The sequence below is a fragment of the Erwinia typographi genome (genome assembly GCF_000773975.1).
GTDB classification, from domain to species: Bacteria; Pseudomonadota; Gammaproteobacteria; order Enterobacterales; family Enterobacteriaceae; genus Erwinia; species Erwinia typographi.
This window is the reverse complement of record NZ_JRUQ01000019.1, coordinates 168,311-191,608: the sequence shown is the minus strand read 5'-3', so window position 1 is coordinate 191,608 and position 23,298 is coordinate 168,311. Positions and strand designations below refer to the sequence as shown.

Genomic DNA, 23,298 nt, shown 5'->3' with positions numbered 1-23,298 from the left:
ATTTGCCATGATGAATCTCATCCGGGCGCAACGGCTGCCCGCTCACCCCTCAATTCGCAACGGGAGTTATTATGGCTACACGTTCGACCATCATGGACACCAACAGCTTTCGCGCCGAGCACGCCGACGGCCTGGATGCTGACGTGCGTAAACTGACCGATAAGCGCAGCAAGGTGCTGGGTGAATCCTACCGTCTGTTCTACCGTAAGCCGGTCCATCTGGTGCGGGGTGAAGGCCAGTATCTCTGGGATGCCGCCGGGGACAAATACCTCGACGTCTACAACAACGTGGCGAGCATTGGTCACTGTCATCCTGCGGTGATTGATGCGGTGTACCAGCAGATGCAGCAGCTGAACACGCACACCCGCTATCTGCACGAGCGCATTCTTGATTACTCGGAAGAATTGCTGGCGACCATGCCTGGCGAAATCGATCGGGCGATGTACATGTGTACCGGCTCAGAAGCCAACGATCTGGCGATCCGCGTGGCGCGGGCATACAGCGGCGGTACGGGCATTATTGTCAGCCAGGAAGCCTATCATGGCACCAGCGACCTGACCTCCGGGGTCTCTCCCGCGCTGGGCACCGGCCAGCCGCTGGCTGCGACGACGCGCCTGGTTTCTCCCCCCGATCGCTACCGGGTAACGGCGCCAGATTTGGGTGACTGGTTTGCCGGGGAAATTCAGAAGCAGATCGATGATATGGCGGCGAACGGCATCAAATTCGCGGGCTTCCTGGCTGATTCCATTTTTTCCTCGGACGGCGTGCTGCCGGGGCCGAAAGGTTTTCTGAAGAAAGCGGTGGATGTGGTGCATAAAAACGGCGGGATCTTTATCGCCGATGAAGTTCAGCCGGGCTTTGCCCGCACGGGCGATGCGTTCTGGGGCTTTGCGCGTCACGGCGTGGTGCCGGATATCGTCACCACCGGTAAACCGATGGGCAATGGCATCCCGGTGTCCGCACTGCTGGCGAAAAGCGACGTGCTGGCCTCTTTCAGCGATGACATCCCCTACTTCAACACCTTTGGCGGTAACCCGGTTGCGATGGCGGCCGCGCAGGCGGTGTTGAAAGTGATTAAGGAAGAGGGATTGCAGGAACACAGCCGCGTAGTGGGCGACGAGCTGCTGCGCGAGCTGCTGACGCTGAAAGACAAATATGACTGCGTGGGCGACGTGCGCGGCGCGGGGCTGTTTATCGGCTTTGAGCTGGTGACCGATAAAGCCAGCAAAACGCCGGACAAGCAGCTGGCGCTGGACGTGACCGAGAAACTGCGTGATAACCACGTACTGACCTCGGTGGCCGGGCCCTATGGCAACGTGCTGAAACTGCGGCCACCGCTGGCCTTCCAGCGGAGCGATATCGACTGGCTGGTTGGCGCGCTGGATAAATCATTGGCAGAATTAGGGAAATAAGACCTTAGACCGATTTGTTTTAACCGGGCAGGCAAAGAGCATAAAGCGGCCTCTGTGCCTGCTGCGGGCTAAACCCACATTAACGTCGGGGCATTGATAACCCTTTTACGGATCGTTTATTTAACTATAATGATCCGACTGCTTACGCGGTGCTTACAGAAACAGCGCCGCCCACCATTTACATGGAGATGATGAACATGAGTTATTCACTGCCATCCTTGCCTTACGCCTACGACGCACTGGAACCGCATTTCGACAAGCAGACGATGGAAATCCATCACACCAAACACCACCAGACCTATGTCAATAACGCTAACGCGGCGCTGGAAGGCACTGAGTTTGCCAACCTGCCTGTTGATGAACTGATTACCAAACTGGATCAGGTTCCTGCGGACAAAAAAACGGCGCTGCGTAACAACGCGGGCGGCCACTCAAATCACAGCTTCTTCTGGAAAGGCCTGAAAACCGGCACTACCCTGAGCGGCGAGCTGAAAGCGGCTATCGAAAAAGATTTCGGCAGCGTTGACGCGTTTAAAGCTGAATTCGAAAAAGCGGCAACCACTCGTTTCGGTTCAGGCTGGGCGTGGCTGGTTAAAAAAGGCGACAAGCTGGCCGTGGTGTCTACCGCGAACCAGGACAGCCCGCTGATGGGCGAGGCGATCGCTGGCGCTTCCGGTACGCCAATTCTTGGACTGGACGTTTGGGAACACGCTTACTACCTGAAATATCAGAACAAACGTCCTGACTACATCAAGGCGTTCTGGGATGTTGCCAACTGGGACGAAGCCGCCGCACGCTTTGCCGCCGCTAAATAATTCCCGACCACGTTATATCGTGACGATAAACCGACGGAGTTCGCTTCGTCGGTTTTTTTATTGCGGCATTTGAGGACCCATCTTACAGAAATCGACATTAACAGATTAATTTCCTGCATTCCCGCGTTGTGAGTTTTTTACATGGCAAAAAGCATGACCGCAAGCACGATCAACACCCCCTTCAAATGCCAGTGCGAATAAAAATGACAATGATTTTTTGACTTGAGAATCTGCTGTTATTTCAATAGAATCTGCTCTTTCGGAGAAAGGCAATGTCTGTTCAAGATGCTCTTCTGGCTTACTCTCTCGCCGCCCTGATTTTGACGCTCACCCCCGGACTTGATACGGCATTAATCCTGCGTACAGCCTCTGTTGAAGGTGGGAAAAAGGCTTTTCAAGCCGCTCTTGGAATTGATGCAGGTTGTTTTATCTGGGGTGCAATAGTCGCTTTTGGACTTGGCGCTCTGCTTGCTGTATCAGAAATCGCTTACTCAGTCCTCAAATGGTGTGGGGCTTGCTACCTCTGCTGGTTAGGTACACAACTGATATTTCGACCAAGAACCAGCTTCAATCCGTCTCATGGTAAGGCAGAGGCGGTAGGAAACTGGTTTTTAAGAGGAATGCTTGGCAATGTTCTTAATCCTAAAATAGGCATCTTCTACGTCTCATTTTTGCCACAATTTATCCCCACCGGACATTCCCCCCTCATCTGGACTTTTTTGCTTGTCGCCATACATGTCGTCATGGGTACGCTGTGGTCGCTAATCTTAATCATGACCACCGGTTACGCCTCCGCGTGGTTAAAAAATAATTCAGTCATCAAATGGATGGACATAGCAACAGGCGGATTATTTGTTTTCTTCGCCGTCAAGCTTGCCGCAAGCAGTCGATGACCTTCCTTTGATGCTTACCCAGATATACGTGTCAAATTGCAGATAACCGAAGGGACATATGGGCGTATAAGCCTGCATTCAGGATTCGCTTCCGCCCACCAACTGGTTCTGCACCGAGAGAAATGCTGCTTATTATGATTATCTCCCCGTTTTCTGCTGGATTGCTCCGGCTGTCTGGTTTTAACCGCTTATGTGGCTGGATGTCTGGATGGCTAATAACGTTTTGTGTTAGCTTATGCGCTTTCGTTCGTTGCCAGCCGTGATAATCCATTAAAAAATGCGGCGACACGTTTCATCATCTGCCTGAGAGTTTCGCCCATGACTGCGGTAAATCGCCTTGAAATGCGTCAGATCTCCATCGCTTTTGGCGGTTTCACGGCCCTGAATGGCGTTGATTTCAGCCTGGAAGGCCACTCGGTACATGCGCTGACCGGGGCAAATGGCGCCGGAAAATCGACGCTGATGGCGGTGCTTTCCGGCGCTTACGATAGCTACAGCGGTGAAATCCTGCTGGATGGTCAACCGGTCAGCATTCGCTCGCCGCGTGATGCTAAACGGCTTGGCATCCACCTTGTGCAGCAGGAGGTGGATGTGGCGCTGGTGCCGACGCTTAGCGTGGCGGAAAACATCATGCTGGATCGCCTCGCCGAGGGCGGCCAGGTATATCGCTGGGGCGAGGTGCGTAAGCAGGCCAGAGAGCTGTTGGCGCAGCTTGACGTCAGGCTGGACGTCCGTCGCCGCATCGACCAGTGTACGCTGGCAGAGAAACAGCAAATATTGCTGGCCCGCGCGCTTTCCCACCACTGCCGCTTCTTAATCCTGGATGAGCCTACCGCGCCGCTGGATCAGCATGAAAGCGAGCGCTTATTCGCCGTAGTGCGCCGTTTACAAAGCAGCGGCATCGGCGTGGTGTTTATCTCTCACCGCATCCATGAGCTGCGCGGGATCTGCGACCAGTTAACCGTGCTGCGCGATGGCCGCCTGATTGAAACCAGCCCGATGGCGCAGCTCAACGGCGAGCAGATTGTGGAGAAGATGCTGGGGCATCAGCTGGAGGATATCTACCCGCCGCGTCGTCCGCCGTTCAGCGACCAGACGCTGCTGAAGGTAGAAGGCCTGCATGATGACGCGCTGTTGCAGAATATTTCGCTGACGCTGCGTAAAGGGGAGATCCTCGGCATCGCCGGACTGGCTGGCGCGGGGAAAACCGAACTCTGCAAGGCGTTGTTTGGCGCAAGCAACAGCCGCATTGCGCGCGGCGAACTGCACGGGAAGGCGTGGAAACCGTCTTCACCTCATGCGGCAGTAGAAAACCGCATGGCGCTGATCCCGGAAGAGCGCCGTAAAGAGGGCATTTTTATTGACGAGTCGGTGGCGATGAATCTCAGCGTTACCGCCGATAACAGCTTCTCACGCTGGAGCCTGTTTGGTCACCGTCAGGCCTGGCAGTGGGCGGAGAGCGTGATTCAGAAACTGGGGGTGCGCACCACTGGCCCGCAGCAGACGCTGCGCCGCCTGTCGGGCGGCAATCAGCAGAAAGTGGCTATCGGCAAATGGCTGCGCAACGACGCAGACGTGCTGATTTTTGATGAGCCCACCAAAGGGGTGGATATCAAAGCCAAAACCGATTTATTTGAACTGATAGACGGTCTGGCCCGCCAGGGAAAAGGGGTGATTTATGCCTCCGGCGAATTCGCCGAACTGGTGGGCCTGTGCGACCGCATTTGCGTGCTCTGGGACGGGCGCATCGTGGCGGAAATGGAAGCCAGCGCCGTTGACGAAGAAACACTTTTACTTTATTCCACCGGAGGAACGCCTGCGTGAGCAGCAAAGAACTTTCCCTGAAGGCGACGCCCTCTGTGCGTCACCAGCTGTTTGAATTTCTCTATAAATGGGGAATGTTGCTGACGGTGGTCGCGCTGATCGCCGCGTTTGGCCTGGCGTCGGACAGTTTCCTGGAACCGGGCAATATCATCAATATCCTGCGCTCTATTGCCATCGTGACGGTCATTGCGATTGGGGTGTCGGTTTCCCTGACCATTGGCGGATTCGACCTCTCCGTGGGTTCTACGGCCTCTCTGGCTAACTCGCTGGTGATCTCGCTGTTCGTCTGGTACGGCTTTGGCTCGACCGAGGCGATAGCGATTACGCTGTTGCTCTGCACGCTGGTCGGCCTGTTTAACGCCTTTCTCATTGTTATCCTGAAAATTCCCGACATGTTAGCGACGTTAGCCAGCCTGTTCGTGGTGCAGGGCGTGGCGATGACCTACAGCTTCGGTGGCTCGATCACCGAAAACATGGTTATGCCGAGTGGCGATATGGCGGAAGGGACGATTCCGGCCAACTTCTCATTGCTGGGGCAGGTGCCGATCATCGTCATCGTCATGCTGGTGGTGACCGTCGTCGCTCAGCTGGGGCTGTCGCTGACCAAGCACGGCCGCCGCATGTACGCCATTGGCGGCAACCCGGAAGCCGCGCGCCTCTCCGGTATCCGCACTAATCGTTACCGCGTGCTGGCTTATGTCATCGCGTCGCTGCTGGCTGGCCTGGGCGGCATTTTACTGGCTTCACGCATCGGCTCTTCGCAGGTCAATGCGGGAGGCGGCTATCTGATGGACGCTGTCGCCGCCGCCTGGATCGGCTTTTCTCTGGCTGGCTCCGGCAAGCCGAACGCGCTGGGGACGCTGGTGGGAGCTATCATCCTTGGCGTGTTGCAGAACGGCCTGGTGATGCTCTCCGTGCCTTACTACGCGATGGATATTATCAAAGGATTAGTGCTGGCGATTGCGCTGGCAATTACTTACATACAGCGCCGATAAGCGCCTTACACCTTAGACAGGGTATTAATAAAAATGAAAAAACTGACAACATCGCTGCTGGCTCTCAGCCTGCTGACCGCCATACCTGCTTTTGCCGATACCGCTGCCGTTCCCGCCGCGATTGCCAATCATGACGGCCCGATCCGCGTCGCCGTCATCCGCAATCTTGGCTCTGACGACAACACCACGCAGTTTGTTGCCGGTGCGATTCAGCAAGGCCGCAAGCTGGGTTTTAAGGTTAGTACCTTTCTCAGCAACGGCGACGACGCCCGTTTCCAGGACTTCGTAAACCAGGCTATCGGCCAGAAATATGACGGAATTATCCTGTCGCACGGTAAAGATCCCTACTCCACTGCGCTGGTGAAGCGCATTGCCGATGCGGGTATCAAAGTGTCGGTGTTCGATACGCCGGTGAATCAGCCGGTTGAAGGCGTGACCGTGACCGCGCAGGACGATGCTTCGCTGGCTCAGCTCTCTCTGGATCAGCTGGTAAAAGACAGCAACGGCAAGGCCAATATCGTTAAGCTTTGGGTGGCGGGCTTCCCGGCGATGGAACGTCGTCAGGTGGTTTATGAGAAAGTGCTGAAGGCGAACCCAGGCATTCACCAGCTGGAGTCAATCGGCGCGGTCTCTTCAGACGTGCAGGGCGATACGGCGAACAAGATTGGTGCAATCCTCGCCAAATACCCGAAAGGGAAAATCGACGCGATCTGGGGCGCGTGGGATGCCTTCGCGCAGGGCGCTTATAAAGCCTTGCAGGAGAATGGGCGTACTGAGATCAAGCTGTACAGTATTGACGTCTCGAATCAGGATCTACAGCTGATGCACCAGAAGGACAGCCCGTGGAAGCAGACCGTTGCCGTGGACAGTAAGCTGATTGGCGCCACGAATATGCGTCTGATCGCCAACAAGATTGGCGGCGAAGCGACGCCAGCGACTTACCAGTTCAAGGCCGCCGCGATTTCTCAGGCGCAGCTGACCCAGCAGCCTGGCGCGGTGAACGTGGCAACCCTGAACAAAATCATCCCGGGCTGGGGTGAATCTACCGATTTCGTCGCACCGTGGTTCGCGACGTTGCAGGCGAAATACGCGAAGAAATAAGCCTGTCCCAGAAATGAAAAATGCCCGCTGTCGAATTTTTTGTAGAATCATGCAGCGGCGCACAAGGTATTGTAGGGCAAGAGGTTAGGTCAGATTCCTGCCACTGATTGCCGCTTTTCGAGTCAGGTACCGCACAGGCGCGTCACGATGGCGAGTCCAGGGACACTACAGCGCGTAAGGGGGCATCGCTATAGCCCTGGACTTCTGTTTCGCGCTGGTTCTGCGCAGCCGTCCCATGTAGGTGTCATGCGGATATTTATCCGGATAATATTGACTTGAATATTTTACCCGGATAAAATTCTGGCAAATTCACCTTGTATGCCTGCCATGACACAGCCGCCTCTCAATTCGTACACAACTTTCCATGGCCATCGCCGTATCGCCACGGGTTCTCTACAAGCAAATGCCCTGGCAGCCAGGAAAGCCATGGAGGACAAATCATCCGTGCCGGTTCTCACTTTTGATGACCTGACGGGCCGCTTTGTTGAGGTAGATATACGTGGAACAGATGAGGAAGTTGCTGCGCGGTTCGCCAGCGTAGCCCCCTCTGAAGCCGAGCCCGATGACCAGGACAAGCTGGAAGTGTCGAGCCCTAGAGGGCGTGGACGTCCCAGGTTAGGGGTGATTCCACGCGAAGTGACTCTGCTTCCCCGACATTGGGATTGGCTTGCCACCCAACCTGGGGGGGCTTCCGTGGTTCTTAGAAAGCTGGTTGAGGAAGCCCGGCGTGCCAATGCTGAGAAAGATGAGCGTCGGATGGCGCATCAGCGAGCTTACCACTTCATGGAAGCCATCGGCGGCGATCTACCCGGCTTCGAGGAGGCCATGCGCGCATTGTTCGCAAATGACACACTTCGACTCGGCGAAGTTCTTGCTGTCTGGCCTCGCGATGTACGTGACCATGCAATGCGCCTTGCATTTGGCGACGAATATCAGAGTTTGTTTTCTTCTGAAGACTCGAACAGGAAATCTTGAAATGCCCTTGTCCACTCTAAACACTTGCTACCTGGAGCCTACACAGCAATCTGTCCGGGCATTTGTTATGAGAAAAATACAGGGTAACGTCATCATGCTGAATCTGTTGCGCTTTCGCGAAATCGCCGACTACTCCGCGAATCCAGAACTGGCGCCCGGTAAACCCATCAGCGGTAGCGAGGCGTTCAATTGCTACATCCAGCATACCTTGCCGTTTCTGCGCGAAAGCGGCGGAGATATCCTGTTCCCTGGTACAGGAGGACCGCTGTTAATTGGCCCCGAAAACGAACGGTGGGATCTTGCAATGATGGTCAAGCAAAGTAGTGCTGAATCATTCCTGGATTTTGCGAATAACTCAGAGTATCTGGCTGGCATAGGGCATAGAACGGCTGCGATCGAAGATTCTCGTCTCCTTCCATTAACGCAAATCGAAACGGCGAGTTAGAGAGAGAAAATGAAGTTCTTAAAGGCCAATGGTATCGACGTCTGCTATGACAGCTTTGGCGATGAGAACGATGAAACCATCTTGCTCATCTCAGGTCTTGGAACCCAGATGATTCGTTGGACGGAGCTGTTCTGCCAAAGCCTTGTGGCAGAGGGTTTTCGTGTCATCCGTTTCGACAATCGTGATGCAGGCCTCTCGACGCATTTCACAAATTTGCCTTCACCTGATTTTGCGGTCCTGGCAAAGTCAATAACGGCTGGCCAAAAGCCGGACGTCCCTTACACGCTCCATGACATGGCGGCAGATGCAATAGGTCTGCTAAATGCTCTGGCCATTAACCAGGCACACGTCATCGGGCGCTCAATGGGAGGCATGATCGCGCAGCTGATGGCTAGCGATTACCCGCAGCGGATTTTGTCGCTGATTTCCATCATGTCCAGCACCGGCAATCCCAATCTTCCATCTGCGGAACCCGATGTAATGGCGATGCTGACAAAGCGCCTCCCCAATCCTGCCGAAGATTTAGAGGGATACGTCACGCATACCCTTTTGTTTGCAAACCGCATTGCCGGGGCCGGTTTCGCCTTTGATGAGGAATCGCATCGTGCCATCATTTTGGAAGAGTTTCATCGCGCATATGACCCAGCCGGCTTTGGGCGGCAGATCGCCGCGATTGCTGCGACCGGCGACATTCGGTCGCGTCTTGTCCGCATCCATGTTCCAACCCTGGTTATACATGGCGCTGACGATGCATTGATTCCACCGGCCTGCGGAAAGGATACGGCGTCATCAATTCACGGCGCAGAACTTCTGCTCATCAATGGCATGGGCCATGACTTACCAGTTGCACTCTATCAGCCACTGGTGACGGCCATTTGCAAAACCTTGCGCCAGCAGAACTTAGGGTAAGTACCGTAGGGCCTGGATTTCCGATTTGGCGTTGGGACTACGCATTCTGCGGGCATTTTTACTGGCCAGGACCCCGTATTCAGAACGCGGTTTTGGCGAAGCCGGTCATCTCTTTCAGGCCCATTTCACGGCCCAGCGCGGTCATCGGGTGGACCACCACGATGCCACGAACGCTTTTCTTCAGCGCGCCCATATTCGCCTGCTCTTTTTTGGTGATGGCGCGGTTGAACGGCATCTGCTTCAGCTTTTGCGCTTCTTTGCTCAGCTTCTCTTCGCGCACGCCTCTGAGACGTTCCAGCTCCTGAGTCAGCTTGTCTTTCTCTTTCAGCAGATCGCCGAGCTTTTCCGCATCGCCTGATTCCAGCAGCGCCGACTCTTTGCGCGTCAGGGCATCCAGCTTATCGCTGAGGGTTCTGATTTCTGCCTGGACTTGTTCTTTCATTGTAGTTAACCGTGAAGTGATTCATTGCCGCAAGGATACACGAAAGCGACGGCAAGAGGGAAAGGTGACGCGTTACTTTTTGAACGCCTGCTTGAGGCTGATGCGGGAAATCAGTTCGGTCAGAGAGAGAACCATCGTTGAACGCACCACCTGCTGGTAACGCTGTTGCAGCATGGCTCGCAGTTCAGGATCGTCGCTGGAGAGGTCGGGACGCGGCGGAAAAGCGGCCACGCAGTGCAGCTCGCCAAACGGTCCCAGCAGCTCGTCGTCGGTGAAACGGTACTCGGTGCCGTCGTCATTCAGCGCCTCGCGCAGCGCCATCAACAGTTCGGCATCTTCATACTCTCCGCGGCTAATCACCCCTAAGCCGTAAATCAGCTTTAGCCTGACGGAAAGTTCGCCCAGCGGGCCATCGCCGAGCAGGAGCGGCTCTACCGCATATTTTACCGCGTAATCATCCTTGCGAAATACCTGGATCACCAGCAGGTTCACCGCTTCCGCCAGCAGCTCAACCGCCGCGATCAGAAAGCTTCTGACCGTTCGACCGGCGTTCAGGCGCTCAAGCACCCGATTCTCAAAAGCCTGTGGTTTTTCCATGAGAGCCTGCATATCGTTCATCACCAGGCGGCCACCGCCTTTAGGGGCACGGCTGAGCCGCGCCCTGTCCGTTCATCCATTGAAGTCGGCATTATGCCATAGCGTCGAAGGCCTTCACGACGTCAGACACCACATCACTCTCTTCTCCGAGGCCTGAAACCTGCGCCAGCGTAGCCTTCACGCCTTTGCTGTTCAGCAGTTCAGCCAGTTCTTTCGCCTGTGGGTCCTGATCGCTGTGGTAGTGCAGAGCGGCAGCAATACCGGTGACCAGATTGGCGTGCGGCAGAGAATATTCCAGCGTGCCGAGCGTCGGCTTGATCAGGCGGTCGCCCGCGCTGAGTTTACGCAGCGGCTGGCGGCCTACGCGCTCAACGTCATCCTTCAGGTACGGGTTCTCAAAGCGGCCAAGGATTTTCTGAATGTAGGCTGCATGTTTGTCTGCATCAAAGCCGTAGCGCTTGATCAGCACCGCGCCGCTCTCTTCCATCGCGCCTTTCACCACCGCGCGGATTTTTTCATCAAGGATGGCATCGCGGATGGTCTGGTGCCCGGCCAGCTGGCCCAGATAGGCGGTAATGGCATGGCCAGTGTTGAGGGTGAACAGCTTGCGCTCAACGAACGCCATCAGATTATCGGTCAGCTCCATGCCCTGAATAGTCGGCAGCGCGCCTTTGAACTGGGTTTTATCCACAATCCATTCGCTGAAGGTTTCCACGGTCACTTCCAGAGGATCGGTGGTGCCTGCTTCAGAAGGAGGAACAATGCGGTCTACGGCGGAATCCACGAAGCCAACGTTAGCATCGACCCAGGCATGATACTGCTCTGGCAGCGCCTTCAGTACGTGGCCTTTTAACTGGCTGGTGCCGCGCACCATGTTTTCACAGGCGATGATGTTTAACGGCCGGGTATTACCGCTATCACTGCGTTTTGCCAGACCTTTAGCGATGCCGCCGGCAATGCGCTCCAGGATCTGCGGGCCAACCGCCGTGGTAACGATATCAACCTCAGCAATCAGCGGAATAATATCATCGCTGGCGCTGCTAACGGCGCTCACGCCCTTGACGATCTCAACCTGAGCCTGCTCGCCAACCACATGAACCGGATACTCGTGACGGGCGTTCAGCGCATCCAGAACCACCTGGTTAACGTCGGCGAACGTTAGCTGAATACCGGCATCAGACAGTAATTTACCAATAAAACCGCGGCCAATATTACCGGCGCCAAAATGTAATGCTTTCATAATTTTTCCCGTATTAAAAATCAGAGGCCGGACAAACCCGACCCGAAAAGAGCCGGGCATACCCGGCCCTGGGAGGTCATGCTTAAAGAACGGTTGCTTTACGCCGGCTGTTTACCTGACAGCAGGTCCAGCACTTCCTGAACATCTGTAGTGGTGCTCAGTCGGGCAATGATGGACTCATCATCCAGCGCGTTGGTCAGGCTGGTGATCACCTGAATGTGCTCGTTATTTCGCGCTGCGATACCGATCACCAGGCGGGCGATATCATCCTCATCTTCACCAAAGCGTACGCCGTCCGGGTACTGGCAGAACACCACGCCGGTTTGCAGCACGCGGTCTTTTGCTTCAATCGTCCCGTGCGGCACGGCGATGGACTCACCCAGATAGGTTGGGGTCAGTTTCTCACGATCCAGCATCGCCTGAACATATTCTGGCTCAACATAACCGCCTCTGACCAACTGCTCACCAGCAAAGCGGATAGCCTGCTCTTTATCGCTGGCGTGGTTGCCGAGGAAAATGTTTCTGGCGGTCAGCTTGAACAGATGTTCCTGGCTGTCGTCGTAGCTGTCGCTCAGGGTCTCGGAAACCTTTTCACGGTGGCCGGCAGTACGGTTAGCCTCAACCAGACGGCTGGTCAGATCGGTGTACAGGCCGCTGTCGAGGAAGTTGGTCAGCGAGATATGTTGAGCGTGCGGAGCCTGACGCATAGCGCGTTCGGTCAGATCGCGGTGAGTGATCACCAGGTCGACGTCGCCCGGCAGGTTGTTGATGGCGGTGTTAGTGACGGAGATATTGGTCAGTCCGGCATCGTTCACCTTTTTGCGCAGCACGCCTGCACCCATCGCGCTTGACCCCATACCGGCATCACAGGCAACGATGATTTTACGTACGTGGCTCAGGTCGCTGCTCATGCCGTCGGCAGTGGTGGTCGCCGCGGCGGCTCCCGGCAGACCTTTAGACTTCGCTTTCATCTCGCTCACGCGGCGCGCTGCGGCTTCGATATCGTCATCTTCTTTTACTTTGCTGGTTTTCAGCAGGATGGAAGAAACCACGAAGGAGACTGCGAAGGCCGCAATTATCGCCACGATATTAGCGAAGTAGGTGCCCTTCGGCGTCATCGCCAGCACGGCCAGGATTGAGCCTGGAGAAGCAGGCGATACCAGACCGCCATGCAGCACCGTCAGGGTGAACACGCCGGTCATCCCACCGAGGATCACCGCAATAAGCAGACGTGGGTTCATCAGCACGTACGGGAAGTAAATCTCGTGAATACCGCCCAGGAAGTGGATGATAGCCGCGCCGCCCGCAGACTGCCTGGCGTTGCCGCGTCCAAAGAACATGTAAGCCATCAGCACGCCCATACCTGGACCTGGGTTGGCTTCGATCAGGAAGAAGATGGATTTACCGGCTTCGCTGGCCTGCTGGATACCCAGCGGCGAGAAGATGCCGTGGTTGATGGCATTGTTCAGGAACAGGATTTTCGCCGGTTCCACAAAGATGGAGGTCAGCGGCAGCAGGTTGTTCTGCACCATCAGGTTCACGCCAGCGGCGAGAATATGGGACAGACCTTCTACCAGCGGGCCGATGGCCATGAATGCGAGGATTGCCAACAACATGCCGATGATACCGGCAGAGAAGTTGTTAACCAGCATTTCGAAGCCGCTTTTGATTTTGCCGTCGACCAGGCGGTCGAAGCGTTTGATTGCCCAGCCGCCGAGCGGACCAGCAATCATCGATCCGAGGAACATAGGCATATCCGCACCGACGATCACGCCCATAGTGGTGATTGCCCCCACCACGCCGCCGCGATCGCCACCGACCAGACGGCCGCCTGTGTAGCCAATGAGCAGCGGCAGCAGGTAGGTGATCATCGGGGCGACCAGCTTGGCCATGGTTTCATTTGGCAGCCAGCCGGTAGGAATAAACAGTGCGGTGATGATACCCCAGGCGATAAACGCCCCGATATTTGGCATCACCATGTTGCTCAGAAAGCGACCAAAGTTCTGGACCTTGATCTTGATATCTGATGAGGACATAAAAAAACACCCCTTATTGGTACGCGCTGACAATAAGAGAGCGCGTTGATTTTTGTTTAGGACATTACGGCGGGGAGCCGTCTGTATCACTGTATGCAGGCGGACTCTATCACGCGAATATGACACTGCGTAGTCATCACAAAAAGTGTGATGTATATCACTATGTTAGGTGACCTTCAGGGGGTGTTTTAGTGACGCGGATCACATATATGCAGTGTAAAAAAAAGACTTTGTGGAATAAATGCGCAATACGGGCTGATTTGTGTGACTTATATCACGAAATGGCTGGGTGGCTTTCTGTTCATTGTGTGATCTTTGTCACAATAAATTTAGCGGTGAAAATGCGTGCGATCACAGTTCAGCAGGATAAGAAATCAACGGCTTAGCAGGATGTAAGAAAATTACGCAAATTGTCGCGTTTGGTCGGGGAAACTGGCGGGCTGCCCGCGCCGGTTTCGGGGCGAATTATTTTACGGGCAGAAAGCACTCTGCCCGTAATAATGACGAGGGAGCCATGATAAATAAGCCTGACGGCTTACTGGAATCCACCCTGCATAGCGCGTTGAGCCTGGCCTAACACCTGCGCATTTGCGGACAGGTTTTGCATCAGCGTATTGTACTGCGTCGCCTGCTGCTGGGTAGGGAACTGGATGGCCGGGCCGTTAAAGGTCACTTTGCTCCCCTGCTGCTGCAGGAAGTCGCCGGTCTGCACCACATCCTGGCTCAGCGTCTGCAAAGCTGGCAGCAGCGGCTGTAGTGAATTGGCTGGCTGGGTGACCACTTTGTTGTAGACGTTATCATAGACCGTTTTCAGATCTTCCGGCTGCTTAAGCGCGGCCTTGCTGCTGTCTGCCTGCGTTTTGGCCGCCTGAATTTGCTGCGTCAGCACGCTCAGCGAGCCGCTTGCCTGGCGCAGTGAATCGCGGTGCGTCAGGTAGTCCTGCGGCGTGCGGATCGCGGAAAGCTCATCCACAACCGGCTTCATGCCCGAATCCACAGCGCGGTTAACCTGCTGAGAGAAGCCGTAAAGGATGGCGTAATCGCTGACGTAATTACCGAGTTTTTGCTTTTGGTCTTCGCTGAGGCTCGGCAGATGTTCGCCGCTGCGCATCACCGTGTTTTGCAGGAAATCGATAAAGGCTTTGCGCTGGTCGGCTTCTTTATCGCCGCAGCCGGTGAGCTGAAAGACCAGAAAAAGTGCGACAAAAGGCACGAACAGACGCGACCAGCCGCGAAATATTCCTGTGGTCATGGGGAGTAACTCCTGTAATTTTAGGGCTTACAAGCAATATGAGCGGCAAACGCCGCCCCTGAAGGATAGTCTCTCCGTGCCGGGGAGGATAGGGGTAACAGGGCCGGAAAGACGAATAAATTCACGCCTTCACTTTCCAGGCTTATCAGCGGCGTACGGCAAGAGGGATAAAGCAGCCCAGCCCAGCGGCCGACCAAACAAATTTGCGCTGTAATGGTGCAATGCTGTGCCTTTACAGAGCATCCAGCCGCCCGTTTTCCCCTCATATATTCAAAATCGACCAGTAATCAGTTAATTAAAAACCTGGTATCCATCTTGCTTTAATGACCTTATGCAGGAGCGATAGCGGGTAGCCGGTGTCGCCACACAATTTGAAAATGGGTCACTAGGGTTCCGGTCGCAAGACGCTGGTCCGAGAGTGGCCGACCGCCCTCTGGCGGTTACACGGCGGGATAAAAGCCCGGGAGGATAGCGCGATGTTACTCGCTGCCTCCTGCTTTTATTTCACCCGCCAATGTCAGAGGAACCACCATGATCATAGCCTTCAAGCGCCTGCTTCTTCTCTGTGCCCTCGCATTGTTCAGCGTCAATGCCCTTGCGGCAAAGCCCACTTTCAAAATTTGCTGGTCCATCTACGCCGGATGGATGCCCTGGGACTTTGCCCAGCAAAATGGCATCGTCAAAAAATGGGCCGATAAATACGGCGTAGATATCCAGTTCGTGCAGGTGAATGACTATATCGAGTCGGTTAACCAGTACACCTCCGGCGGCTTTGACGGCTGCACCATGACCAATATGGATGCGCTGACTATCCCGGCCAGCGGCGGCGTCGACAGCACCGCGCTGATCGTCGGCGATTACTCCAACGGCAACGACGGCATCCTGGTCAAAGGCGCTGACAGCGTCGCCGCGCTAAAAGGCAAGCCGATCAACCTGGTCGAACTTTCCGTCTCCCACTACCTGCTGGCTCGTGCGCTGGATAAATCCGGCCTGAGTGAGAAAGATGTGAAGGTAGTCAACACCGCCGATGCCGATCTGGTGGCGGCTTTCAGCACCCCGGAAGTGAACGCTATCGTCACCTGGAACCCTCTGCTGGCCGAAGCGGAAAAGCAGCCCAACAGCAAGCTGGTGTTCTCCTCTGCCCAAATCCCCGGCGAAATTCTTGATCTGCTGGTAGTGAATACCGCCACGCTGAAAAAGCATCCTGAGCTGGGCAAAGCGCTGACCGGCGCCTGGTACGAGACGCTGAAAACGATGTCCGGCAGTTCGCCTGAGGCTATCAGGGCGCGCACGCAGATGGGCGAAGCCTCCGGCACCGACCTGGCGGGCTTCGATCGCCAGCTGGCCGCCACGCACCTGTTCAGCGATGCCAAACTGACGCTCGACTTTATCGACACGCCGCAAATCAAAGCCACCATGCAGCTGGTAGCTGAATTCTCCTTCAAGCACGGCCTGCTGGGCGAAGCCGCGCCGGGTGCCGACGTGGTGGGTATCGAAACGCCTGCCGGAAGCTGGGGCAACGCGGGCAACGTCAAGCTGCGCTTTACCGATGAGTTCACCAGGCTGGCTGCGGCAAATCAGCTGTAACCGGAGGAACGCCCGATGCGCAAAATGATCAATTACCAACCGGTGCCGATGGCCCGCTTCATGATGGGATTTCTGCCGCTGCTGGCGTTGCTGCTGGTGTATCTGATGGCTTCCGACGCGCGGCTGAGCCTGAACGCGGCGGATAAACTGCTGCCGGGTTTCAACGCGATGGGCGAGGCGGTGTACCGCATGGCCTTCGAGGCCAGCCCGCGCACCGGCGAGTATTTGCTGTGGGCGGATACCCTCGCCAGCCTGCTGCGACTGGCGATGGGGGTGGCGATTGGCGCGATGCTGGCGCTGGTTTTTGGCTTGTTCTGCGGGGCGCTGCCGGTGTTTCGCGCGTTTCTCTCGCCGCTTATCACCCTGTTTGCGCTGGTGCCTCCGCTGGCGGTATTGCCGATCCTTTTTATCTGCTTTGGCCTTGGGGAAGTCTCTAAAGTGGTGCTGATCGTGATTGGCACCACGCCGATGATTACCCGCGATCTGATGCTACAGGTGCAGACTATACCGCGCGAACAGCTGGTGAAAGCGCAGACGCTGGGCGGCCACAGCGCTCAGATCCTCTGGCGGGTGATCCTGCCGCAGCTGATGCCGCGCCTGTTTGACGCGGTGCGTCTGTCGCTTAGCTCGGCCTGGCTGTTTTTGATCGCGGCGGAGGCGATTGCGGCCACCGAAGGTCTGGGATACCGCATTTTTCTGATGCGGCGCTATCTGGCGATGGACGTCATTTTACCGTACGTGGCGTGGATCACCCTGCTGGCCTTCGCCCTCGACCTGTTGCTGCGGCTGATTAGCCGCCACTGCTGGCCGTGGTATTACGCAAAATAAGGGGGAAGCGTGGCGATTATCGAGCTGAAAAACCTGGAAAAACATTATGACCAGCAGGTGGTGCTGGAGCGGCTCAACGTCAGCGTCGAGGAGGGCGAGTTTGTCTCGATCGTCGGCGCTTCCGGCTGCGGAAAGACCACCTTTCTCAATATGCTGCTGGGAACGGAAAGCCCAAGCAAAGGGCAGCTGCTGTTGGATGGCAAGCCTGTTCCGCAGGAGCCGGACGCCCATCGTGGCGTGGTGTTCCAGCGCTACTCCGTATTTCCCCATCTGACCGTGCTGGGCAACGTGATGCTGGCCGATGAGTTCAGCGAAGCGCGCTGGCTGGGCCGCGTGTGGGGTAAAAAGCGCAGGAAAATTCGCGAGCGGGCGCTGGAGATGCTGGCTCAGGTTGGGCTGGTTTCGGCGCAAAGCAAATATCCCCATCAGCTTTCCGGCGGCATGCAGCAGCGCCTGGCGCTGGCTCAGGCGCTGATGAAACGGCCGCGCATTCTGCTGCTCGACGAGCCTTTTGGCGCGCTCGATCCGGGTATTCGCGGCGAAATGCACGAGCTGATCGGCAATCTGTGGCAGAGCCATAACCTGACCATTTTTATGATCACCCACGACCTGAAAGAGGGCTTCACCCTCGGATCGCGGCTGTGGGTTTTTGACAAGCTGCGCCACGATCCCCACCAGCCGGATGCCTGGGGCGCGAGCATTACTTACGATATTCCACTGGAGCGCGGGCGGCCTGCGGCGGCTAAAGCCTCGCCTGTCGCGCAGGTTGCCTGAGGAGGAACCATGATGACTTATGAAACGCTATTACCGGCAGGATCGCACTGGTCCCTGCGGATGCGTCGGGGCAGCGCGCTGCGCCTGAGCGATATTGACGGCGGCATCAACGCTGGCCTGCTGATGTACAACCCGGAAAACCTGCTGGAGCGCTACAACGCGCCGGACACGCTGAAATGCCAGCACACTTTCCGTCTGACGGCCGGACACTGCCTGTATTCCGATATGGGCCGCATTTTCTGCGGTATTGAGCAGGACAGCTTCGGCTGGCACGAAAGTGTCTGCGGCAGCAGCAACGCCCGTCAGGTCAGCGCTCAGTATGGCGCGCGGGATTATCAGCACGACCGCAACGGCTGGCATCAAAACGGTTACGACAGTTTTCTGGTCGAGCTGGCGAAGTACGGACTGGGCAAGCGGGATATGGCCTCCTGCGTGAACTTTTTCGCCCGGGTGACCGCCAGCGATGACGGCGAATTGCGGCTTCAGCAGCAGGGCCAGAAAGAGGCGGAGGTGACGCTGCGCTTTGCCATGGACACGCTGGTGATTCTGCACACCTGCCCTCATCCGCTGGCGGAGGGCAAAGACTACCCGCAACAGCGGCTGGGCATTGTGCTGGACGGCCATGTTGCGCCGCTGCCTGCCCACTGCCTGACGCGCGCAGAAAATCAGCGCGGCCTGCGCAATAACGACCTCTACCACTTAACCGGGCAGCCGTAAGGAGCCAGCGATGATTAAACTCAGTCCCAATGACGTGGCGCTGGCTACGCACCGTGAAACCATTGATGCGGGCGCTTACTGGCTGCATCGCCTGGAAGCCGGACAAACCTTACGTATCACCGATCTTGAGGGCAATCAGGCGGCGGACACGCTATTTTTCAACGCGGATGATACGGCGGAGCGCTACAGCGTCAGCGACACGCTGCGCGGGCAGAAAAACGTGTTTCTTACCGCTGGCAGCGTGCTGCGATCCAATGATGATAACCCGATGCTGACCCTGACCGCAGACACCTGTGGCCGCCACGATACGCTTGGCGGAGCCTGCGCCACTGAAAGCAATACCGTACGCTATGACCTCGAAAAGCGGCATATGCACGCCTGTCGCGACAGCTGGATGCTGGCCGTGGCGGAGCACCCGGAGTTCGGCCTCACTCGCCGCGACATTACCCACAACATCAATTTCTTTATGAACGTCCCGGTCACCAGCGAAGGCGGCCTGACGTTTGCGGACGGCATCTCCGCGCCGGGGAAATACGTGGAAATGGTGGCGAACATGAACGTTCTGGTACTGATCTCCAACTGTCCGCAGCTAAACAACCCCTGCAATGGCTATAACCCGACGCCGGTAGAAGTCGCTATCTGGTAGCCCTCTGGCGCGGCGGGACGACCCGCAGACTGCGCGCCCTGAAGATGCAGGACGACCTGCTGGAAAGAGAGTGAAATCATGCTGGAGCGTGTATTAATAGCCAACCGTGGCGCGATCGCCGTGCGCATTATCCGTACCCTGAAGGCGATGGGCATCAAAGCGATTACGGTCTATGCCGAGGCCGACCGCCATTCACAGCACGTCCGGCTGGCCGATGAAGCCTGGTCGCTGGGCGACGGCAACGTGCGCGATACCTACCTGAATCAGGATAAATTGCTGCAAATCGCCGCACAATCGCGCACCCAGGCCATCCACCCCGGCTACGGTTTCCTCAGTGAAAACGCCGCTTTCGTCACCCGCTGTGACCAGGCCGGGGTGATATTTCTTGGGCCTACCGTGGAGCAGATGGCGGCGTTCGGCCTGAAACACCGCGCCCGCGAGCTGGCCGGGCAGAATGCCGTGCCGCTGCTTGCCGGCAGCGGTTTGTTAACCTCACTGCACGAGGCGCAAGCGGCAGCAGAGCAGATCGGCTATCCGCTGATGCTGAAAAGTACCGCCGGCGGCGGCGGAATCGGCATGCAGCGCTGTAACGATCGCTCGCAGCTCGACGAGGCCTTCACGCGGGTAAAGCGCCTTGCAGGCCACAACTTCGCCGATGATGGCGTCTTTCTGGAGAAATTCATCGCCCGCGCTCGCCATATTGAGGTCCAGGTGTTTGGCGACGGCGAAGGCGGCGTTATCGCGCTGGGCGAACGCGACTGCTCGGCGCAGCGACGTAATCAGAAGGTGATTGAAGAGACGCCCGCGCCAGGCCTTAGCGAAAGCGTGCGCGAGGCGCTTCAGGCGACGGCCATCCGGCTTTGCCAGGCGGTGAAGTACCGCAGCGCGGGCACAGTGGAATACGTTCTGGACGATGAAACGCAGCAGTTCTACTTCCTGGAGGTGAACACCCGGCTCCAGGTTGAGCACGGCGTCACCGAGATGATCTACGGCGTCGATATTGTCCGCTGGATGCTGCTGCTGGGCGCGGGCGAGCTGCCGCCGATCGCCTCGCTGCAAACCACGCCTTCCGGTCATGCCATCCAGGTGCGCCTGTACGCTGAAGACCCCGCCAAACAGTTTCAGCCGAGCGCAGGCTTGCTAAGCCAGGTGCAGTTTCCTGACGGCGTCAGCCAGGGTGAACTGCGCATCGACAGCTGGCTGGAAAGCGGCATTGAGGTCTCGCCTTTTTACGATCCGATGCTGGCGAAAGTGATAGTCAAGGCTGACCATCGTCAGCAGGCGCTGGCGTCGCTGGCGGAAGCGCTGGCCGCCACCGGGCTGTACGGCATTGAAACCAACCTGCGCTGGCTGCGCCATTTGCTGACCCTAGCAGAAGTGCAGCAGGGACGGGTGATCACCGCCACGCTGGGAGCGGTAAGCTGGTCGCCCGCCACGCTGGACGTGCTGAGCGGCGGCACGCTGACCACTGTTCAGGATGCACCGGCACGAGCCGGATACTGGCACGTTGGCGTGCCGCCTTCCGGCCCGTTCGACGGCCGCTCGTTCCGACACGGCAACCGCCTGCTGACTAACCCGGAGGATGCCGCCGGGTTGGAAATTACCCTGCGCGGGCCAACGCTGCGTTTTAATCAGGACTGTGCCTTTGTGCTGACTGGCGCGGCCATAGCTGCCCGGCTGGACGAGGAAACCGTCAGCATGGGGCGGGTGGTGAACGCCCGCGCGGGGCAAACGCTGACGCTGGCCGACATTACCGGTGCGGGCTGCCGTAGCTATCTGTTACTGGCGGGCGGCATCGACTGCCCGCTGTATTTAGGCAGCCGCAGCACCTTTACGTTAGGCAAATTTGGCGGTCACGCGGGCAGGCAGTTGCGGACCGGCGACGTGCTGCATCTGGCGCAGCCTGTATCTCGTCCTGAAGCGGCTTTGCCTGTCGCCTTGCTACCTGACTGGCGCAGCGAGTGGCAGCTTCGGGTGATCTACGGACCACACGGCGCGCCAACGTTTTTTACTCAGCAGGATATCAGGACTTTCTTTGAGGCACGCTGGCAGGTGCACTACAACTCCAGCCGCACCGGTATCCGGCTGATTGGTCCCAAGCCCGAGTGGGCGCGCAGCGACGGCGGTGAAGCGGGGATGCATCCCTCTAATATCCACGATAACGCCTATGCCTTTGGCACCGTGGATTTTACCGGCGACATGCCGGTGATCCTCGGCCCGGATGGCCCTTCGCTCGGCGGCTTTGTTTGCCCTGCCACGGTGATAGCGGCCGACTTGTGGAAGCTGGGTCAGCTGAAGGCGGGCGATAGCGTGCAGTTTATGCCGGTTTCACTGAGCGACGCGGATCGTCTGGCCCGGCAGGAAGATCAGATCGCTGAAGATCTTCAGCCCGTGGCGGAAATCCCCTGCGATCTTTGCCGTGCAGATCCCATTTTGATCGACCATCCGGCCAGCGAAGGCCAGCCGGCCATGACTATCCGTGCGGCGGGCGATCGGTTCCTGCTGCTGGAATACGGCGAAGCGCAGCTGGATATTGCTCTGCGCTTTCGCGTCCATGCGCTGATGCAGTGGCTGGAGGCGCATCCGCAGCGCGGCAGGCTGGAGCTGACGCCCGGCATCCGCTCGCTACAGGTGCATTTCGACAGCCTGATCCTGCCGCGTGAGCGGCTGCTGGCGACGCTGAAGCAGGCCGATCGCGAGCTGGGAACGCTGGAAAATGCCACCGTGCCTTCGCGTACCGTCTGGCTTCCGCTGAGCTGGGACGATGACGCCTGTCGCGAAGCCGTTACCCGCTATACCCAGTCGGTGCGTCCCAATGCGCCCTGGTGCCCCGGCAACATTGAGTTTATCCGGCGCATCAACGGCCTTGCCTCTGTTGAAGAGGTGAAGGAGATTGTGTTTAACGCCAGCTACCTGGTGATGGGGCTGGGAGATGTTTATCTGGGCGCGCCGGTCGCCACGCCGCTCGACCCGCGTCATCGTCTGGTGACCACCAAGTACAACCCCGCGCGTACCTGGACGGCGGAGAACTCGGTAGGGATCGGCGGCGCTTATCTGTGCGTGTACGGTATGGAGGGGCCTGGAGGCTATCAGTTTGTCGGCCGCACAATGCAGATGTGGAACCGCGACCGGCAGACCGAGGCGTTCAGCCAGCCCTGGCTGCTGCGCTTTTTCGACCAGATCCGCTTCTATCCGGTCAGCGGAGAAGCGCTGCTGGACATCCGTGAACGCTTCCCCTGGGGGCGCTATCCGTTGCGCAGCGAGGAAGGGGAATTCAGCCTGGCCGCTTACCAGCAAAATCTGTCTGACAATAGTCAGCAAATTGCGGCGTTTCAGCAGCAGCGTCAGCTGGCTTTTGATCAAGAGCTTGCCCGCTGGCGAGCGGACGGACAGTTCACTTTCGACAGCAGCTTGCAGGAAGAGAGCGGGCAGGATGAGTCGATCCCGGCCGGGTATTCCGCAGTGGAAAGCCAACTGGCGGGCAGCATCTGGCAATGGCTGGTGAAGCCGGGAGACCGCGTGTGCGCTGGCGAAACGCTGGGTATTCTCGAATCGATGAAAATGGAGATCCCGATCGTGGCGAATGTAAACGGTATCATCCGCGCCCTGCAACGATCGGCCGGTCAGCAGGTTCATGCCGGGCAGCTATTATTGCTGATGGAGGCCGATCCCGACTGAACTGCAAGGTTGAAAAATAGTCAAAAAATATGACGCAAATCGCAAGATTTGATCTAATACTTAGAATCCTGGCGTTTCCCTGCGCTGTCTCTCTGAGCCCCCTCTCTGAGCCACCCAGCGGCTGTTGTCGCC

General features: G+C 57.2%; 20 protein-coding genes and 1 riboswitch. Of the genes, 15 read left to right on the top strand and 5 right to left on the bottom strand.

The window, feature by feature from the left end; translation table 11 throughout:
- The first annotated feature begins 71 nt into the window (after positions 1 to 71).
- The 9 genes from NG99_RS05665 to NG99_RS05625 all read left to right on the top strand — a co-directional run bounded on the left by NG99_RS05665 (position 72) and on the right by NG99_RS05625 (position 9,369).
- Entirely contained in the window at positions 72 to 1,412 is a 1,341-nt protein-coding gene (locus NG99_RS05665) for an aspartate aminotransferase family protein (protein ID WP_034889254.1), read from the top strand.
- Positions 1,413 to 1,609: 197 nt separating this feature from the next.
- On the top strand, positions 1,610 to 2,227 hold the full coding sequence (sodA, locus tag NG99_RS05660) for a superoxide dismutase [Mn] (protein WP_034889455.1): 618 nt from the start codon (positions 1,610 to 1,612) through the stop codon (positions 2,225 to 2,227).
- 272 nt (positions 2,228 to 2,499) lie between these two features.
- Entirely contained in the window at positions 2,500 to 3,120 is a 621-nt protein-coding gene (locus NG99_RS05655) for a LysE family translocator (protein WP_034889252.1), read from the top strand.
- A 318-nt stretch (positions 3,121 to 3,438) separates the two neighbouring features.
- The gene (locus tag NG99_RS05650) at positions 3,439 to 4,944 is read left to right on the top strand and encodes a sugar ABC transporter ATP-binding protein (protein WP_034889250.1); all 1,506 of its coding nucleotides are present in this window, start codon (positions 3,439 to 3,441) and stop codon (positions 4,942 to 4,944) included.
- Positions 4,941 to 5,939: an ABC transporter permease gene (locus NG99_RS05645; RefSeq protein WP_034889248.1), complete on the top strand. Its 999-nt coding sequence runs from the start codon at positions 4,941 to 4,943 to the stop codon at positions 5,937 to 5,939. The genes NG99_RS05650 and NG99_RS05645 overlap by 4 nt, the downstream gene beginning before the upstream one ends.
- 33 nt (positions 5,940 to 5,972) lie before the next feature.
- Entirely contained in the window at positions 5,973 to 7,040 is a 1,068-nt protein-coding gene (locus tag NG99_RS05640; protein WP_034889246.1) for a sugar ABC transporter substrate-binding protein, read from the top strand.
- A 318-nt stretch (positions 7,041 to 7,358) separates the two neighbouring features.
- Positions 7,359 to 8,015: a DUF2239 family protein gene (locus NG99_RS05635; RefSeq protein ID WP_198138735.1), complete on the top strand. Its 657-nt coding sequence runs from the start codon at positions 7,359 to 7,361 to the stop codon at positions 8,013 to 8,015.
- Between the two features lie 67 nt (positions 8,016 to 8,082).
- A complete protein-coding gene (locus tag NG99_RS05630) occupies positions 8,083 to 8,460 on the top strand; it encodes a DUF1330 domain-containing protein (protein WP_232298176.1) in 378 nt (125 codons plus the stop codon).
- A 9-nt stretch (positions 8,461 to 8,469) separates the two neighbouring features.
- Positions 8,470 to 9,369, top strand: coding sequence for an alpha/beta fold hydrolase (locus NG99_RS05625; RefSeq protein WP_034889242.1), 900 nt, complete (start codon positions 8,470 to 8,472; stop codon positions 9,367 to 9,369).
- Positions 9,370 to 9,448: 79 nt separating this feature from the next.
- Here the strand turns inward: NG99_RS05625 and NG99_RS05620 are convergent, their stop codons facing one another.
- The 5 genes from NG99_RS05620 to NG99_RS05600 all read right to left on the bottom strand — a co-directional run bounded on the left by NG99_RS05620 (position 9,449) and on the right by NG99_RS05600 (position 14,936).
- Positions 9,449 to 9,811, bottom strand: a complete 363-nt coding sequence (locus NG99_RS05620; RefSeq protein WP_034889240.1) for a YibL family ribosome-associated protein — start codon at positions 9,809 to 9,811, stop codon at positions 9,449 to 9,451.
- Between the two features lie 72 nt (positions 9,812 to 9,883).
- A complete protein-coding gene (gene mtlR, locus NG99_RS05615) occupies positions 9,884 to 10,429 on the bottom strand; it encodes a mannitol operon repressor MtlR (protein ID WP_052130564.1) in 546 nt (181 codons plus the stop codon).
- 70 nt (positions 10,430 to 10,499) lie between these two features.
- Positions 10,500 to 11,648: a mannitol-1-phosphate 5-dehydrogenase gene (mtlD, locus tag NG99_RS05610; RefSeq protein WP_034889451.1), complete on the bottom strand. Its 1,149-nt coding sequence runs from the start codon at positions 11,646 to 11,648 to the stop codon at positions 10,500 to 10,502.
- A 98-nt stretch (positions 11,649 to 11,746) separates the two neighbouring features.
- A complete protein-coding gene (locus tag NG99_RS05605) occupies positions 11,747 to 13,684 on the bottom strand; it encodes a PTS mannitol transporter subunit IICBA (RefSeq protein WP_034889236.1) in 1,938 nt (645 codons plus the stop codon).
- 535 nt (positions 13,685 to 14,219) lie between these two features.
- The gene (locus NG99_RS05600) at positions 14,220 to 14,936 is read right to left on the bottom strand and encodes a DUF3053 domain-containing protein (RefSeq protein ID WP_034889234.1); all 717 of its coding nucleotides are present in this window, start codon (positions 14,934 to 14,936) and stop codon (positions 14,220 to 14,222) included.
- Positions 14,937 to 15,310: 374 nt separating this feature from the next.
- Positions 15,311 to 15,405, top strand: a riboswitch (guanidine-I (ykkC/yxkD leader).
- A 62-nt stretch (positions 15,406 to 15,467) separates the two neighbouring features.
- On the opposite strand from NG99_RS05600, the gene NG99_RS05595 reads away from it, so the two are divergent.
- From NG99_RS05595 to uca, 6 genes are all read left to right on the top strand, one after another.
- Positions 15,468 to 16,523 (top strand): putative urea ABC transporter substrate-binding protein, encoded by a 1,056-nt coding sequence (locus tag NG99_RS05595; protein WP_034889232.1) that lies wholly within the window; start codon positions 15,468 to 15,470, stop codon positions 16,521 to 16,523.
- A gap of 15 nt (positions 16,524 to 16,538) precedes the next feature.
- Complete coding sequence (locus NG99_RS05590; RefSeq protein WP_034889230.1) at positions 16,539 to 17,351, top strand: ABC transporter permease; 813 nt, start codon at positions 16,539 to 16,541, stop codon at positions 17,349 to 17,351.
- 9 nt (positions 17,352 to 17,360) lie between these two features.
- Positions 17,361 to 18,125, top strand: a complete 765-nt coding sequence (locus NG99_RS05585) for an ABC transporter ATP-binding protein (protein ID WP_034889228.1) — start codon at positions 17,361 to 17,363, stop codon at positions 18,123 to 18,125.
- A 9-nt stretch (positions 18,126 to 18,134) separates the two neighbouring features.
- On the top strand, positions 18,135 to 18,842 hold the full coding sequence (locus NG99_RS05580; RefSeq protein WP_157032562.1) for an urea amidolyase associated protein UAAP1: 708 nt from the start codon (positions 18,135 to 18,137) through the stop codon (positions 18,840 to 18,842).
- A 10-nt stretch (positions 18,843 to 18,852) separates the two neighbouring features.
- Positions 18,853 to 19,488, top strand: a complete 636-nt coding sequence (locus NG99_RS05575; protein WP_034889226.1) for an urea amidolyase associated protein UAAP2 — start codon at positions 18,853 to 18,855, stop codon at positions 19,486 to 19,488.
- A gap of 78 nt (positions 19,489 to 19,566) precedes the next feature.
- Positions 19,567 to 23,166 carry an urea carboxylase gene (gene uca / locus NG99_RS05570; RefSeq protein WP_034889225.1) on the top strand — a complete coding sequence of 1,200 codons (3,600 nt, stop codon included), beginning with the start codon at positions 19,567 to 19,569 and terminating at the stop codon, positions 23,164 to 23,166.
- Positions 23,167 to 23,298 lie beyond the last annotated feature (132 nt).